Here is an 18,291-nt window from a genome sequence, read left to right as displayed (position 1 = left end):
AGAATTAGTGATTAAAAATTAAGGTTTAAACCAAAAATTAACGATCTACTTCTTGGGAATGGAGAGTAATCTGTTCCAGGTGTCAATGGTGTATTTCTTCTAGTAGAAACTTCAGGATCTGGACCAGAATAATTAGTCAACACAAATACATTATTTGTTGTTGCATATACACGTAACTTAGAAATTCCCATTTTAGAAAGTTTTGCTTCAGGTATAGTGTACCCTAATGTAATGGTATTTAATCTTAAGAAAGAACCATCTTCTACAGCCCAGTCACTAAATACATTTCTTTGCATATAAGGAGACCACATTGTAGTGTTTTCATTCATAGCTGCTAATTGAGTAGGGTCTGTAACCAACTGACCTGTAGCTGCATCTAAATTAGTCCATCTATTACCACTAGCCATAATATTGCTTAAATTTCTATATTGACCATTTTCTGTAGCAGTTGCATATTCAATTTTACTAGCATTGTAAATATCATTACCAATACTAAAGTTAAATATAGCTGCTAAATCAAATCCATAAGCATTGGCATTCATTGTAAAACCTCCTGTAAAATCTGGATTGGCATCTCCTATGATTGCATTATCATTTATATCTACAATACCATCCGGCACACCATTAGGACCGCTTACATCTTTTAATTTCATAGTACCTGGCATTACATTACCAACTACTGCTGATGCATCTGCAATTCCTGATTTTAAAGTATAAGTACTTGTTGCAGCATCATAATCAAAATCTGAAACTTCATAACGTCCATCATTTTGATACCCATACATAGCTCCTAAAGACTGTCCTACGTTCACAACATAATCATTCCCAATTTGGGTAGAAGCCCAACTTGTAGCCTGACCAAAATCATCCATTACTCCTAAAGAATTGATTTTGTTTTTATTCATGGCAACATTTAACCCAAAACTTAATCCATAATCTTTATCGCTTAAAACAACTGCATTAAAAGATGCTTCAAGTCCTGAATTTTGAACCTCTCCCATATTTCTGTACTGAGAAGTATACCCTGTACCTGGTGTAGGAAAGTTAATTAATAAGTCTTTGGTTATGTTTTTATAAGCTTCTAAAGACCCTGTTAAACGGTTATTAAAAAACCCAAAATCTAAACCTACGTTTTGTGTTACGGTAGTTTCCCATTTTAAATCTGGGTTAGCCAAAGTTGATGAAGCTGCCCAGTAATTGCTTACTCCATTTAAATAAGTAGTTGTTCTTGATTGGAAAGTTTGTACTTGTTGACCTGAAGGAATATTATTGTTTCCTGACTGACCATAACTTACTCTTAATTTTAATGCATTTAAGAAATCTGAATCTTTCAAGAATTCTTCTTCTGTAATTTTCCAAGCAACAGCTGCTGACGGAAAATACCCCCATTGATTGTCTCCTAAAAATTTACTAGATCCATCGGCACGGTAAGTAGCTGTTAATAAATAACGATCTTTAAAACCATAATTAACACGACCAAAAAATGATAGTAGCTTATCGTCTGGACTGTAATTATTATCTATAGAAACTGGTGTTCCTTGCGTTGTTAAACTTTTAGTAGTTTCGAAATCGAAAAACTTAGGATACCCTTGAATAGTATTTGTTACTTCATTACTTTTTGAAATAATCATTTCCTCTCCAACTAATAATTTTAAACTATGGTCATCTCCTAAAACATTTTTAAAGTCATAATTTAAAGTATTTGCATTTCTGAAACGATCTCTTTTTCTATCAGAAAAAACCAATGCTGGCATTCCTTGATTTTCTGCTGCTGCGTTATTACTTACATAATAAGTAGAACGTCCGTAATAACGATAATCTAAATCATTATAATTATCTAATCCTAAACTCGTTTGAAAGCTTAAATTATCTACAATCTCCCAATCAAGCTTTCCTAATAAGTTATAGTTTTTTCTTTGCTTTTCTCTTTGATTATCTGCCAAAACTACCAAAGGATTGATTAAATCATTAGACAAAGCATCATCCGTATTACTTGTGGTCAAACCTGAAATAGGAATAGGAGAATATAAGACTGTTTGTTTATAACGAGAATCTCTAGGAGTACTTCCTTCTGACTGCTCTGCACCCGTACCATTCTCAATTCCAGTATCTGCATAACGAATGGTAAAAGCCAAGTCAACTTTATCATTTATTTTACTTTTTAAAGCCAACGATAAGTTATCTCTTTTAAACTTAGAACCAACCATAATTGATTTTTCATCATAATGAGCATAATTAAAATTATAGTTAAACTTATCAGTACCTCCACGAACAGATAAATCACGACTGTTTACTTCTCCCATCTGACCATACATTTGTTTTTGCCAATTATTTCCTTTTTGACCGTTGTATTGATCACGATCTTGCCAAAGTCCAAAATAATCTGTGTAAGATTGTAAATAACCAAACTCACCTGGACTTTTAGGATCTGTAAGCAATGCATATTCATATTGCCAACTTACATAATCTTCGGGAGCTAAAACACCAACGGTGTTTGCTATGGTTTTTACTCCATAAAATGCATTAAGATTTGTTGTTATTTTACCATTTTTACCGCTTTTTGTAGTTACAATAATTACTCCGTTAGCTCCTCTAGAACCATAAATAGCGGTTGAAGAAGCATCTTTTAACACTGTAATATTTTCAATATTAGATGGAGCAACATCACTAATACTATTTACAGGAAAACCATCAACAATAACCAATGGAGAAGCATCTTGAGTTAAAGAACCACCTCCACGAACTCTAATATTGATTTCTGAATCTGGAGAACCATCTGTTGATGTTACCTGTACCCCTGCCATACGACCTTGTAACGCCTCAGCAACATTAGAAACTGGTCTTTCTCTTAATTCATCACCTCCTAAGGTAACCACAGAACCTGTTAAATCAGATTTTTTAGTGGTTCCATATCCAATTACTACAACTTCGTCTAACTGGTATTGATCTGGTGCTAGGCCTAAGTTAACCACCTTACGATCTCCCACTATAACTTCTTGAGTAACATACCCTACATATGAAAACACTAAAGTTGGATTTGCAGTTGTTGCCTCAATAGCATAATTACCATCAAAATCTGTTAAAGTCCCTGTAGTAGTCCCTTTAACCATTACAGTTGCCCCCGCCAATGGTAAATCCATATCAGTAGCTTTAACTGTACCTGAAATCGTTTTGCTTTGTGCATTCATTTCATTTACTGAAAACAAAAGAACTAGTGTTAAAAAACATACACCTGTTTTATTTAAAGTAAATTTTTTCTTTTTTCTCACCTTCAGCAAGAAAAATAAATAGTTTGAAAAATAATAGTTTAGCATAAATGATTGTTTAAATAAATTAATATTTGTTTTAATGATTTTATAAGTAGTGATTAGTTAAAAAAACACTGTAGTTTTTAAAAACTACACAATACTCAATGCAATCGATTACGAAAATATCAAAACACAACATTAAGGACTATTAAATTTTAATCAAATACTTTCAAATTTTAAACATTCAACCTAAAATGCTGATATTTTGATACTTTTACACTAGTTAAGTTACTAATAATTAAACAAAAAGCAATTAAAATAATGAAATTAACTATTATAATAGTTTGTAAACAACCATCTCTACAATCCTCATTAAACCATGTATTTTATAAAAATTTGTAAAAAAAATTAAAGTCATATATGCTTAATACATTATTTAATAATCTAAAAAATTGACTGCAAACAAAGAACAAAAAAACCTCTATATTTCCATTCAAGAGCTATAGAGGGTATTACTTAAACAAGTAAGATATTAATTATGTTTTATATATTCTGAAGGAGAAATATTATACTTTTCTTTAAAACAAGTACTAAAATAACCTGCACTATTAAAGCCAACATCAAAAGCTACTTCTGAAATGTTTTTTTCTCCAGCATCTAACATTTGTTTGGCTCTTTTTAACCTCATATCTCTAACAAACTCAACAGCAGTCATATTGGTTAAACTTTTAAATTTTCTATTAAAAGTTGCTCTGCGCATGTTTATGGATTTTGCAAAAGACTCTATTTTAAAATCTGGATTAATCATTTCAGCCTCTACTACAGCTATAATATCTTTTAAGAATGCTTCATCTTTAGTAGTTACCACTATTTCACTTGGTGATAACTCTACAGTTTTAGTATCAGCCACTAAAGATTCAAATATTTTTTTTCTTTTCTGTATTAAATTATCAACAGAAGCTATTAAAAAATTAGTATCGAATGGCTTGGTAATATAATAATCTGCTCCGTAATTAAGTGCTTCAATTTTACTATCAACAGTAGATTTAGCTGTTAATAACACTATTGGTATATGACTTGTGGTATCATTGTTTTTAAGCTTATCTAAAAACTCAATTCCATCCATTACAGGCATCATAATATCACTTAAGATTAAATCTGGTATGTGAGCAATGGCTTTTTCTAAACCATCTTTTCCGTTACTAGCTCTAATAATTTTATAGGTTTTCTTTAATTGATTTGATAAAAACCTCCTTAATTCGTTATTATCTTCAACAATAAGTACCGTTGGTAAATTTTGTTTTATTTCATCCTCTTCTTGATGTTGAGTTTTAGATATATTAAGATCTGCAACAGTCTTCTTTTTTTCTTCTATTTTAATAGGATATGATGTTGTTAACTTAGTAAGTCTCTCGGTTTCCTCCTCCTTAATAGAATTCATTTTTATGGTTACCGTAAGTCCTTCATCCACATTATTACTTGCATATATTTTACCATTATGTAGCTTTACATATTCTTTACACAATGCCAAACCAATTCCGGTTCCTTCTATATACTCAACTTTATTACCTTCTCCTTCATAATACAGCTTAAATATTTCTTTTAATTTATCGCTCTCAACCCCAATACCTTGATCTATTACTTTTATAACAAAAGAATCATCTTCATTTTTAATAATTTCTACGGTTATGGTTTTGTTTTCAGGAGAAAATTTAAAAGCGTTTGAAAGTAAATTATATATAACAATGTCAATTTTTTTATCATCAACTTTTACAAAAAACTTATCTGTATTAGAAACTATTTTTAACTCTATATTTTTTTCGTATGCAGCTTCAGAAAACAAAGAGGCTATTTGATTTACAAATGAAATCAATTCTATTCTTTTAGGGCTTAATTTTGCTTTTCCGCTCTGTACCTTTCTAAAATCTAACAATTGATTTACAAAACGAACCATTCTGCTAGTATTTTTACGTACCACTTCCATGTATTCATTCCCCCTTGCCGATAAATTTTCGTTCAAGGCTATTTCTTCAATTGGATTTACAATTAACGTTAACGGAGTTCTTAACTCATGTGAAATATTAGTGAAAAAATTTAATTTTAATTCTGTTAATTGATGTTCTACTGCTACTTTATTTCTCAATCGAATCATAGAAAAAGCAATTCTCCTAATCACTTCTAACAACAAAACTATACATACAAAATAGATAAAATATGCCCAGTTGGTTTTCCAAAAAGGAGGTGTAATTGTTATTACTATAGTTTTATATGGAATATTTAAATATAATTCATCATTTAAACACTTTACCTCAAAAACATATTTTCCTGGTGCTAAATTGGTATATGTTGCTTTTTTTTGGTTTTTAACATTGTGCCATACTTTATCTAAACCATTTAAACGATAAGCATAAATTTGCTTGTTGTTTGATCTATAATCTAATACCTGATAATTGATTCCAATAGTATTTTGTGTATAGTCTAACGTTATTTTATTGTTATAATTTATATTTTGTTTTAACGGGGATTTATCTGATATAATATCTACTTCTTGGTTATTAATATCTAGCTTAGTAAAACCAATATCTGCATTTATTTTATCATCCATGATATCATCTGGATTAAATTCTATATAACCTTTTACACAACCAAATAATAAGTGATTGTTAGGAAGTTTTACACTAGAACTTTCTGAAAAAGACGTTTTATACAAACCATCATAGGAATCATAATTTCTAAAAGAATAATCATATAAATTTAGTTTTGTTATTCCGTTTTCTGTAGTTAACCATAAGTTTTTATGATTATCTTCAATCATGCTTAAAATAAAATCACTAGACAATCCCTGCTTGGTGGTGTATGTTTTAAACGTTAAAGAATCTCCTTGGTTAATTACTTTACTTAAACCTCCTCCTGAGGTAGACAGCCACATGTTAGCATCAGAATCTTTATAAAAGAACAACACATCATTACTAGGTAGGCTTGTTATATCTTCTGAAATATTATGATAATAATCAAAATTTAAACTATCATAATTATCACTTTTGGGATTAGTAACTAGTAGACCATTTGTGGTAGCAATCCAAATTCTACCTTTATTATCTTCACTTATATACCTTACTTTATTACAAGTACTATAAGGGTAATTGATTAAACTATTTCTTATATTTTTAAAAATAATTTTTCCATTTCTTTCAACTATAACATTAATTCCACTACCGTAATTCCCTACCCAAATATTATTATTACTATCTTCAAAAACAGTATATATTCTATTTCCGCTAATACTATTGATATCATGTTGGTTATGAACAAAATGAGTTATTTTATATTTAGACCTACTAATATTCAAAGGTTCTGCTTTGTATAAACCATTTCCTTTGGTACCTATCCACACGTTTCCCTTACTATCTTCAAACAAATTATATATTAACTGTATTCCCTCTTTAGGCCAATTAACAAATAGATTTTTTATTTCATTATTGTTTTTTTTAATAATTAGTTTATTTGACTTTGCAGCTAACCACAACCTTCCTTTAGAATCGCTTAAAACTCCTCTTATTTCGTTATCAGATTTATTATCCGTTTTTTCAAACAACAAATGATGCTTAAAATAATCTTTTTGAAAAATAACTTTATCTATACCTCCATCATTAGTAACTAACCATAAAATACCTGTAGAATCTAAATACCTTGCAGTAATGATGTTAGAATTTAAATAATTGGTCTCTCCGTTTTTGTTATAGAAGTGATGTATATTATCCAGCGATTCATCATAATATCCAAACCCACCACCTTTCATCCTTACCCAAAGTCTATTATATTTATCTTCAAAAACATCATAACTTTTTTCGTAAATCTGAAATGTAGCATCGTTCTTTTGAGTATACGTTTTAAATGTTTCTTTTTGAGGATCAAACTTTATTACACCATTTACCTCTGGCTCTATCCACAATAACCCTCTAGTGTCTTCAAAAATGCTGTAAAAAGATTCTTCTTTTAATTGATATTGATTTTCTATCTCTAAAGTAGAGGCATTTACTTTTATTATTTGACCTGTGGATGTAGTTACATATACAACGTTTACTTTTTTAGAAACACGTACCCCTCTTAAACTGTTTTTAGAGATTATTTGTTGATAAAACTTTTTTAACACTTTATCATAATAAATTAAAACTCCCTCTCTTGTAGTAAACCAAACTTTGTTTTGCCCCTCATCTATCCCCGTAAATTCTAAATCAACAAAATTATTATCAAATTCAAATACTCCTTTTTTATTTTTTTTAAAAAACGAAAGTCCTTTAGAAGTTCCAATCCATACACTTTCATCATCTTGTTCATAAACAAAATGAATATCATTAGATTTTAATTGATAATTTTTATCTGCATTTTCACTATAATGAGTTGTTTTAAAATTTATAGAATCTTTATAGCTAATTAAATATACACCATGTTTTTCGGTGGTTAACCATACATTTTTACTATAAGGGTAAATTCTTAAAAAATTATGTTTATGGGTATCTATAGAGTCTGATAAAGCTATAAAGACTTCCTTTTTTTTATTAAAACGGTATATTTGGTCATCATCAGCCTTAATCCATAAATATCCTAAATAATCTTCTTTTACTTTGTTTACTCTGTTATTTGCTAACTTACTACTATACCCTGGTCTGGCTTTGTAATTAATAAAATTACTACCATCGAACCTATTAAGTCCATCCCAACTACCAAACCACATAAAACCATCTTTTCCTTTAATGATATCCATAATACCATCATGAGAAAGACCATTTTCTGTAGAATAGTTTTCTACAATACATTTAACTTGCGCTTGTGTGCTAATAGTAAAAAACACAACTAAAACAATAAAGTATTTTTTCTTGATGAATTGAAACATTTATATAGTTTAAAAAAAGTTACAGCCAAATTAACAAATTAGCATTTTTATAACACTTAATTTTATTGTTTATTCAAAAAAAATCAATCAAAAAAACAGCAAACAATTAATATTTAATTACTTACTGTTTTAAATAGAATCATAATTATAAAACCATTCAATAAAATTACCTACTGCTCTCCTGGCTCCCAATTCTTAAATATATTTTTAATTGTATACAAATTCACCTGTTCTTTTGTTAACTGATAAGACCACAAAACACGATTGTTAGAAGCTCCTTTTCCAGAAGATTGATATTCTGCATAAAAACTAGTTTTTTCCGCTTCTTTTTTTCCCCAATTATGCCATCCTTCTGCTTTTATATGAGCTCCCATACTACAATTAACAAAAACTGTTTGTGCATAATTCCTCCAAGGTCTCCCTAAATAAACACTATTTTTAGGAGCATTACCCGTTAATTTACAGTTTATAAAAACTAAACCATTATTAGCCCCTTCATTTGTGGAAGCTGCAGTAATATAACTCCCTCCTTTTTTAGAGTAAATTTCGCAATCTTTAAAAACAGCCGTGGACCATCCGAAAATAAAATCTGTAGTTCCTTCTATATAACAATCTTTATAATATTGTCTAGAGTTTTCCCCATGTACATATAACGTATCTTGAAACCCTAAAAATTTACAATTTTCAAAAAACACCATATCACCATCTACACGTACAGCAACAGCTTGCCCTACAGCCCCTGATGAGTTTTCAAATGTTATGTTTTTAGCCTTAAATCCATCTCCAAAAACATAAAAAGATGTAGATCCTGTGGTTCCTTTTTCTTCACCAAAGCTATTGTGCTTACTAGCATAATCATCATAAGTTAAAACAACTCCCTCAACACTTTCACCTATAAATGTAACATTTGTTTTAGATGTTGGTAAAATCAATTTTTCTTTATAAACACCATTTTTTATAAAAATAACAGTTTCTTCTTTTCTAAAATCTGGCACTTTTAAAATGGCTTGCTGAACTGTAGTAAAATCTCCTAAATTGTCTTGAGATACGATAAAATCTGGTTTTATCTTTTGAGCTATGCCTTGAAAAACTCCAAAACAAATAAAAAAAACAATAAATACTGTGCGATAAATAATTAACCTCATTCTTTATTTTTTAATTCTAAAATAATCTATATCGGCATAACCACCACGTTTTCCGTTTGGAGTACTAATACTAAACAATCCTACCTTAGCTCCAATCCACTTACCAACTCTTGCTTTAAATGGTTCTCCTATTTTATTGAATCGTTTTCCGTTTTCGCTATAACTAAACTGACACATAGCATCTGGAGCAACAACCTCTACTCTTATATAAACTTGATTACTTTTTAATTTTATTTCTTCGTTTAAAACTTCATCAACACCTCTATCTGCGTTTATTGCTTGCGTTTGTTGTAGGTAATAATTCCCGTCTTTTTCGGTAATTGTTGCCGTTGCATAGTCTCTTCCCATAACTATTAAACCTGCTTTTCTAGGTTCTTTGGCATCTTCTGGAACTAATGTTATTTTAGTATCCGCTGTAAATGTTGGTGCAGGGAATTTTTGCAATAATAAATTAGGCACATCCCATAAGTTTTTAGTGACTTCAGGAGTTTTTATACTAAACAATCTTAAATAATCTTTTCCAGGTAATTTTGCGTACCATAAAATATTAGGATTGGCATTCCATTGCCATTGCACTCCAATATCATTTTCAGTAAATTCATCAGTTTCTTTAGGAGTAACAACCGCATAACGTTTACCTACATTTGGTTTTTTATGGACTAATACAGGCTCTCCTATTCCATTTCCATTGTTGTCTTTCCCCATGACTGGCCAATCGTTTTTCCAATCCATAGACTGTAAGTGTACAATTCTACCATAAGCATCTACATCTTGAAAATGATAAAACCAATCTTCTCCTTGTGGAGTTTCAACCCATGCTCCTTGGTGTGGACCATTAATTGCCGTAGTTCCTTGTTCTAAAACAATTTTTTCATCGTAAGGTCCATAAATATTTTTAGATCTTAAAATCAATTGCCAACCGGTTGCTACCCCTCCTGCAGGGGCAAAAATGTAATAATAACCATTTCGTTTGTACATTTTTGTTCCTTCCACTGTAGGATGATCTTCGTGACCATCAAACACATGACGTCCTCTATCTAAAACTTTAGTTCCATCAGGACTTAGTTTAAACATGGTTATAATACTTTTAACCCCAGCTCTACTTCCTGCCCAAGCTATAGACAAATAAGCATTTCCATCATCATCCCATAATGGACTAGGGTCAATTGCTCCTTTGGCTTCCATCACCAAAACAGGATCTTCCCATTTTCCTGCAGGATCTTTGGTTTTTACCATGTAAATTCCAAAATCTGGATCTCCCCAATAGATATAAAACTCGTTATTATGATATCTAATACTTGGTGCCCAAACCCCATTTCCGTGTTGGGGTGTGTTAAAATGTGTTATTGGAACTTGCAAAGGCAACGCATAGTTGATCAACTCCCAATTTACCATGTCTTTTGAATGTAAAATTGGCAAACCTGGTGCTGCATTAAAACTAGAAGCAGTCATATAATAATCATCTCCTGCTCTGGTAACATCAGGGTCTGAATAATCTGCATGAAGAATTGGGTTTTTATATGTTCCATCTCCTTGATCTGCCACCCAAACTTGTGAGGTGTATATTTTTTCTTCTTGAGAAAAACAAATACTATTCATCAATAAAAAGGTAAACAAGCATATTTTTTTCATATTCTATAGGTATATCATCTATTTATCTAACTCCAAACTAGCCAAAATAAAGGCTCCCGTTCCTTTAGGATCGTTGGCTCTAATTTCTTCATTTACATAATACTCATAACTACCATCTCTGTAGGGATTCCCTCCTAAACCAGCAACTGCACAGCATTGATTTAAGTTAACGATACCTCTTTCATCAACAGTTACTAAATTCTTAATAATTCCATTAAAAGATACTTCTGCAATCTCTTTGTATTTATTAGGTAAATATCCTTTATTAGCTCCCTTAGCAAAAGCATAAGCAAACATAGAAGACCCTGTAGCCTCTAAATAATTTCCTTCTCTGTTTCCTTGATCTAACACCTGATACCATAACCCTGTTTCACTATCTTGAACTTTTAACAATGCAGCTGCAAACTCATTTAAATATTTTACCATCCTTGCATGTCCTGGATGTTCTTTTGGTAAATAATCTAACACATCAACAATAGCCATCCCATACCATCCCATAGCTCTTGACCAAAAATTAGGAGAAGTTCCCGTTTGCTTGTTTGCCCAAGCTTGTTCCTTACTTTCGTCCCAACCATGATATAACAATCCCGTTTGAGGATCTTTGGTGTGCTTCTGAATCAAATCAAATTGATGAACAATATCATCATATGCTTTTGCAGCATCCTCTCCTTTATCAAACTTATATGTATATTGAGCATAAAATGGTTCCGCCATGAACAAACCATCTAACCACATTTGATTTGTATATCTTTTTTTATGCCAAAATCCTCCATCGCTAGTTCTAGGCTGTGTATTGATTTGACTTCTTAATAATTTAATTGCTTTTAAAAATCTATCTTCTTTTGTTTTATCATATAAATACAGCAAGACATCTCCAGACTTTAACATATCTAAATTTTGCTTTTCTAAAGTATATGTCAAAATATCTCCGTTAACATTTACCATAGTATCCGGATAACTATAAATATAATTATAATATTGTTGTTTTCTTGTTTGATTATAAACTCTCTTGGCTGCCATTAATACCAAGCCGTTAGGGTAACTCCATTTTGGGGTTTTATGAAAATCTAACATCCATGATTCTGGAAAACGATGCATTTCTGAAATCAACATTCGTTCTGACCACTTTTGATTATGCGTTAGGCTTTTCTGATTTACAACCTTCTCTTGATTTTTATTCTCTGTGTTTTTACATGAAAGTATCAACAACATCATCAATAAACCTCCTAAGAGGATTTGTGTTTTAAATTTAGTTTGCTTCATGTTTTTATATAATTAAATCCTCTTATCACTACTTAAACAGATTACGAAAATATCAAAACAAACCCCTGTTTAATATCAAATTTTAATCAAATGCTTTTAAATTTTAAACATTAAAGTAAAAAAAGCCAAATATTAAAACAACACATCTATATAAACATCTAAATGACTAAATAGATGTAACCTCCTATAAAACAGAATCTATAATTCTTTACAAGATAGATATCTACTAAAAATCATCAATTATATATTATCTATTCTTATATTTAAATCGTAATCTTTAAAATTAAATTGATATGAAAACAGGAGCTCTGGCCACTATTCTAGTTTGTGAATTATTAATAATAACCATGATGTCTGTAAACATTAGCTCTAGTGCGCTTAGTTTTATAAGTACTTTAGTAATAGTAGTTATTGTTGCTTTTTCAATTTCTGCTCTTTTACAAAATATTAAAACACTTAAAGCAAGTAAAAAATACGGAATTAGTGGGGTTTTAGGAGTCTTGATTGGTTTGCTATATTATTGGTGGGCAAGTGATCATTTTACAACTTTGGTTACTTGGTTGCAAACTTATGGAATGTACTTTTTATTTATTATCATTTTTTTATGTGCCTTATTTTTATATGCTTACAAAGACAAGAAAAAAGAGACCTCTGTTAATCAACATCTAACTAACGATTAACATAGATTAAAGAATGACAAAAACCATTAAACAACTTGACTTTTATACCTATACGGCTAAAAAGAATTAAATATATTCGCACTTTAATTCTTTATACCCTATAAAACATGAAAAATACCCATTATAAAGTTATTGCTTTAGGATTGTTTTGTTTAACAAATTTAAACTCTTTTGCTCAAGACAACTTAATTAATTCTTTAAAAAGCAATGAAAGCACCGCTAGTAAAGATGGATTTAAATTTACAGAAATCATCAACCTAGAAACAACTTCTGTAAAAAACCAAGGAAGCAGTGGTACTTGCTGGAGTTACTCTGGTAATTCTTTTATTGAATCTGAAATGATTAGAAACGGAAAAGAACCTGTAGATATATCGGAAATCTATACCGCTAGATGTGTATATATAGAAAAAGCCAAAAATTATGTTCGTATGCACGGAAACCTAGCTTGGGGTGATGGTGGTGCTTTACACGATGTCATGAACATATACAAAAAATATGGTGCTTTACCTCAATCTGAATACACAGGGTTAAACTACGGAACAGACTACAATAAATTTGGTGAAATGCAATCTTTATTAAAAGGTATGCTAGATGGTGTAATTCAAAACAAAAACGGACAATTAACTCCAAATTGGCTTACTGCTTTTACAGCTGTGTTAGATACTTATTTAGGAACTGTTCCTACTGAATTTACATATCAAGGAAAAACCTACACTCCAAAAACATTTGCCAAAGAAGTTATTGGTATTGATGCTGATGATTATGTAGAATTAACTTGTATCCCTAATGAACCTATCTATCAAAATGTATTTTTAGCCGTTCCTGACAACTGGAGTTTTGACGATGCTTATAATGTTAATATTAACGATTTAACCAATTCTATAGACAATGCTCTAAAAAAAGGATATTCTGTTGGTTGGGCTACTGATGTAAGCGAAAAATACTTTAGCTGGAAAAACGGAGTTGCCTATGTACCAAACAAAGAGTTTACAAACATGACAGCTCAAGAAAAAGAAACACTTTTTAGTGGACCTAAGCCAGAAATGGTAGTGACTGCCGAAATGAGACAAACCGCTTTTGACAATTACACCACTACCGATGACCATGGAATGCAAATTGTTGGACTTGCTAAAGATCAAAACGAAAAAGAATACTATATTGTAAAAAATTCTTGGGGACAATCTAACGATTACAAAGGTTATTTGTACGTAACTAAAGAATACGTAAAATACAAAACCACTGCTTTATTAATGAATAAAAAAGCAATCCCAAAAAACATTTATAAAAAATAACAAATGAACAACAGGACTTTAGGAACTGATGGATTTAAAGTAAGCGAAGTAGGTTTAGGATGTTGGCAAATTGGTGCTAACTGGGGAAATGAAATAGACAAAACCGAAGTTTTTAATATTTTAAACAAAGCTGTAGACAACGGCATCACTTTTTTTGACACAGCCGATGTATACGGTGATGGACGAAGCGAATTGCTGATTGGAGAATTTATAAAAAATTGTAAAACTCCCATTAGAGTAGCTACTAAATTTGGAAGAAGTGCCGATGTTTTTCCAAACAATTACACAGAAGAAGCTCTAAGAACTCATGTAAATGATTCTCTTAAAAGATTAGGAGTTCCTAAATTAGATTTGTTGCAATTGCACTGCATTCCTTTAGAAGAATTACAAAAAGGAACTATTTTTAACTGGCTAAGAGCCTTACAAAACGAAGGAAAAATTCTACATTTTGGTGCTAGTGTAGAAAGTATAGAAGAAGGGTTGCTTTGCCTAGAACAAGAAGGATTACAATCACTACAAGTAATTTTTAATATTTTTAGACAAAAGTTAATAACAGAGTTACTACCACAAGCTCAAGCAAAAGGAGTTGGAATTATTGTAAGATTACCTTTAGCCAGTGGCTTGTTAACTGGTAAATTTACCAAAGAAACTCAGTTTTTAGAAAACGATCATAGAAATTTTAACAAAAATGGTGAAGCTTTTAATGTTGGAGAAACATTTGCTGGTCTTCCTTTTGAAAAAGGTGTTGAATTAACAGAGGAGTTAAAAGAAATTTGTCCGGAACACTTATCCTTAACAGAACTTTCTTTAAGATGGATTTTAGACCACCCTGCCGTAAGTGCTATCATTCCAGGAGCAAGTTCCGACAAGCATATTGAAGGAAATGCCAAGGTGAGTAGTATTGCCCCTTTATCAGATAAATTAATTACAGATTTAGAAACTTTTTATCACAAAAAAGTTCACAATTTTATTCGTGGTTCATATTAATCCCAATATTATATAAATCATAGAAAACTCTTAACAAATTAATGTTAAGAGTTTTTTAATTATTATTTGTTTCTGAATCAATTAAATATCACATTCCTTTATTTTTTTCAACTTCTAAAACAAGGTAATTGGACTTTTTAATTACTTTATTACAAATTGTTTACCTACACTAAAATAATCACAAAAAAAAGATTACTATCTAAATAAATAATTCTATTTTTGCAGTCCCTTGGAGAATCCAAGAAGAATTATTGTTTAATTATTACAAAAACTGGTGTAAATGAACACATTAAGTTACAAAACAGTATCAGCTAACAAAGCAACTGCTGACAAGCAATGGGTTTTGGTTGATGCGGACGGACAAACATTGGGTCGTTTAGCTTCTAAAGTTGCAAAACTAATTAGAGGTAAGTACAAGCCTAGCTACACTCCTCACGTGGATTGTGGAGACAACGTTGTTATTATCAACGCTGAAAAAATCAATTTAACTGGAAAAAAATGGTCTGACAAATCTTACATTCGTCACACAGGTTATCCAGGTGGTCAAAGAAGTTTAACTGCAACAGAAATGTTTGAGAAAGATCCTACAAGATTAATCGAAAAAGCAGTAAAAGGAATGTTACCTAAAAACAAATTAGGAAGCGCTCTTTACAGAAACTTATATGTTTACGCTGGTGTTGAGCACGCTCAAGAAGCACAACAACCAAAAGCTATTAACTTAAACGACCTATTATAATCATGGAAACTGTTCACAAGATTGGTAGAAGAAAAACTGCCGTAGCAAGAGTATATGTTTCAGAAGGAAAAGGAAACATGACTATTAATGGTAAAGATTTAGCTGCATATTTTACAACTGGAACTTTACAATACAAAGCAAAACAAGCTTTATTATTAACAGATAATTTAGAGTCTTTTGATATTACTGTAAATGTATTTGGAGGTGGTGTAACAGGACAAGCTGAAGCTATCCGTTTAGCTATTTCTAGAGCTTTATGTGAAATTGATGCAGAGAATAGAACTATCTTAAAACCAGAAGGATTATTAACTCGTGACCCTAGAATGGTTGAGCGTAAGAAATTTGGTCAAAAGAAAGCAAGAAAGAAATTCCAATTCTCAAAGCGTTAATATTGTTAAAGTTTTTAAGGCTAGAAAATTTAAAGTACTACAAGTTTCTTTACGACTTTTTACCCTTAAACTTTACAAACTAAAAAATAAAATTAATCGATTGTTTAGCAAAAATAGTAGAGACTTCTACAAAGAACTACTCCACTATTGCTAACATCTAAACAATAACCCATATTATGGCAAATATTCAAGAATTATTAGAAGCTGGTGTACACTTTGGACACTTAACTAGAAAGTGGAATCCAAGTATGGCTCCTTACATTTACACTGAACGTAATGGAGTACACATCATCGATTTATACAAAACTTCAGCTAAAATTGACGATGCATCTGCTGCATTAGAAAAAATTGCTGCATCAGGAAGAAAAATCTTATTTGTTGCAACAAAAAAACAAGCTAAAGATATCGTTGCTGAAAAAGCTGGAGCTGTAAACATGCCTTACATTACAGAAAGATGGCCTGGAGGAATGTTAACAAACTTTGTTACTATTCGTAAAGCTGTTAAAAAAATGTCTCAAATTGATAGAATGAAGACCGATGGTTCTTTTGATGCTTTATCAAAAAGAGAAAAATTACAAATTGACCGTCAGCGTGCTAAATTAGAAAAGAACTTAGGTTCTATCTCTGATATGACTCGTTTACCAGGTGCTTTATTTGTAATTGATGTAAAGAAAGAACACATTGCTGTTGCCGAAGCTAAGAAATTAAACATTCCTGTTTTTGCAATGGTAGATACAAACTCTGATCCTAGTGATGTAGATTTTGTAATTCCATCTAACGATGATGCATCTAAATCTATCGACAAAATCTTAACTTTAACTACTGGAGCTATTGCGCAAGGTTTAAGTGAAAGAAAAGCTGGTAAAGATGCTCCAGCTGCTACTGAAGCAGTTGTAGAGGAAAAAGCTGAAGAAGCTAAATAATCACAATAAATTAACATGCAACGGTACAAAACTTTTATATTTTTGTACCGTTCATTTTTATAAAAACTTTAAAACACAATACTATGGCAGATATTAAGGCAGCTGACGTGATGAAATTAAGAAAATCATCTGGAGCTGGAATGATGGACTGTAAAAAAGCTTTAATCGAAGCTGAAGGAGATTTTGACAAAGCGGTAGACGTATTACGTAAAAGAGGTCAAAAAATGGCTGCAAAAAGAGCTGACCGTGAGTCTAGCGAAGGTGCTGCTATTTCTGTTGTTAACGCTGATAAAACTGCAGGAGTTTCTATTGTTTTAGGATGTGAAACAGATTTTGTTGGAAAAAACGAAGACTTTGTTGCTTTAGCTAAAGAATTAGCTGCACATGCTTTAAACTTTAAAACAAAAGAAGAATTTTTAGCTTCTGACTTTGGTGGTGTTTCTGTTGCAGATAAATTAGTAGAGCAAACTGGTGTTGTAGGTGAAAAATTAGAGATCAATGATTTCGCAAGAGTTGAGGCTCCTTTTGTAGGATCTTATATTCACGTTGGAAATAAAATTGCTTCTTTAGTTGGTTTATCTGAAGCTATTGAAGGTGCTGAAGCTTTATCTAGAGATATTGCTATGCAAGTTGCTTCTATGGGAGCTACTACATTATCTTACAAAGATTTTGACCCTGCATTTGTTGCTGCTGAAACTGAAGCAAGAATTGCTGCTATTGAAAAAGACAATATTGAATTAGGTAGATTAGGAAAAACATTAAAAAATGTTCCTCAATACATCTCTAAATCTCAATTAACTGATGAAGTTTTAGCTAAAGCTGAAGAAGCTGCTAAAGCTGAATTAACTGCAGAAGGAAAACCAGAAAAAATCTGGGATAGAATTTTACCAGGTAAAATGGAAAGATTTATTTCTGACAATACTACTTTAGATCAGGAGCAATGTTTGTTAAACCAAAACTTTATTAAAGACGAAAAGCAAACTGTTGCAGATTATGTAGCTGCTGCTAATGTTGAAGTTGTTGGATTCTCAAGAGTTACTTTAGGATAATAAATTTATCTTTTTTTAATACAATACAAAAGCCATCTATTCTAATAGATGGC

The 18,291-nt window shown here is 31.1% G+C and carries 12 protein-coding genes; 7 read left to right on the top strand and 5 right to left on the bottom strand.

Annotated features, from left to right (window positions below):
* Positions 1 to 11 precede the first annotated feature (11 nt).
* The 5 genes from ACXGQT_RS14995 to ACXGQT_RS14975 form a co-directional block, all read right to left on the bottom strand.
* Positions 12 to 3,206 carry a SusC/RagA family TonB-linked outer membrane protein gene (locus ACXGQT_RS14995; RefSeq protein WP_457829383.1) on the bottom strand — a complete coding sequence of 1,065 codons (3,195 nt, stop codon included), beginning with the start codon at positions 3,204 to 3,206 and terminating at the stop codon, positions 12 to 14.
* A 574-nt stretch (positions 3,207 to 3,780) separates the two neighbouring features.
* Positions 3,781 to 8,142 (bottom strand): two-component regulator propeller domain-containing protein, encoded by a 4,362-nt coding sequence (locus ACXGQT_RS14990; RefSeq protein WP_457829382.1) that lies wholly within the window; start codon positions 8,140 to 8,142, stop codon positions 3,781 to 3,783.
* Between the two features lie 170 nt (positions 8,143 to 8,312).
* Positions 8,313 to 9,287: a pectinesterase family protein gene (locus ACXGQT_RS14985; protein WP_457829381.1), complete on the bottom strand. Its 975-nt coding sequence runs from the start codon at positions 9,285 to 9,287 to the stop codon at positions 8,313 to 8,315.
* Between the two features lie 3 nt (positions 9,288 to 9,290).
* Positions 9,291 to 10,919, bottom strand: coding sequence for a glycoside hydrolase family 43 protein (locus tag ACXGQT_RS14980; protein ID WP_457829380.1), 1,629 nt, complete (start codon positions 10,917 to 10,919; stop codon positions 9,291 to 9,293).
* Positions 10,920 to 10,937: 18 nt separating this feature from the next.
* Entirely contained in the window at positions 10,938 to 12,182 is a 1,245-nt protein-coding gene (locus tag ACXGQT_RS14975) for a glycoside hydrolase family 88/105 protein (protein ID WP_457829379.1), read from the bottom strand.
* Positions 12,183 to 12,475: 293 nt separating this feature from the next.
* Here ACXGQT_RS14975 and ACXGQT_RS14970 point away from each other — a divergent pair, with 293 nt between their 5' ends.
* From ACXGQT_RS14970 to tsf, 7 genes are all read left to right on the top strand, one after another.
* Positions 12,476 to 12,862 carry a hypothetical protein gene (locus ACXGQT_RS14970; RefSeq protein WP_457829378.1) on the top strand — a complete coding sequence of 129 codons (387 nt, stop codon included), beginning with the start codon at positions 12,476 to 12,478 and terminating at the stop codon, positions 12,860 to 12,862.
* Between the two features lie 107 nt (positions 12,863 to 12,969).
* Positions 12,970 to 14,154 carry an aminopeptidase C gene (locus ACXGQT_RS14965; protein ID WP_457829377.1) on the top strand — a complete coding sequence of 395 codons (1,185 nt, stop codon included), beginning with the start codon at positions 12,970 to 12,972 and terminating at the stop codon, positions 14,152 to 14,154.
* A 3-nt stretch (positions 14,155 to 14,157) separates the two neighbouring features.
* Entirely contained in the window at positions 14,158 to 15,141 is a 984-nt protein-coding gene (locus tag ACXGQT_RS14960; protein ID WP_457829376.1) for an aldo/keto reductase, read from the top strand.
* A gap of 280 nt (positions 15,142 to 15,421) precedes the next feature.
* Positions 15,422 to 15,877, top strand: a complete 456-nt coding sequence (gene rplM, locus ACXGQT_RS14955; RefSeq protein WP_302884888.1) for a 50S ribosomal protein L13 — start codon at positions 15,422 to 15,424, stop codon at positions 15,875 to 15,877.
* A gap of 2 nt (positions 15,878 to 15,879) precedes the next feature.
* Positions 15,880 to 16,266, top strand: a complete 387-nt coding sequence (gene rpsI / locus ACXGQT_RS14950; RefSeq protein ID WP_457829375.1) for a 30S ribosomal protein S9 — start codon at positions 15,880 to 15,882, stop codon at positions 16,264 to 16,266.
* 176 nt (positions 16,267 to 16,442) lie between these two features.
* A complete protein-coding gene (gene rpsB / locus ACXGQT_RS14945; protein ID WP_457829374.1) occupies positions 16,443 to 17,189 on the top strand; it encodes a 30S ribosomal protein S2 in 747 nt (248 codons plus the stop codon).
* An 83-nt stretch (positions 17,190 to 17,272) separates the two neighbouring features.
* Positions 17,273 to 18,238: a translation elongation factor Ts gene (gene tsf / locus ACXGQT_RS14940; protein ID WP_457829373.1), complete on the top strand. Its 966-nt coding sequence runs from the start codon at positions 17,273 to 17,275 to the stop codon at positions 18,236 to 18,238.
* Positions 18,239 to 18,291: the final 53 nt, after the last annotated feature.

It is taken from the genome of Wenyingzhuangia sp. IMCC45467 (assembly GCF_054111205.1).
Note: the sequence above shows the minus strand (reverse complement) of the source record. Positions and strands in the feature narration are given on the sequence as shown.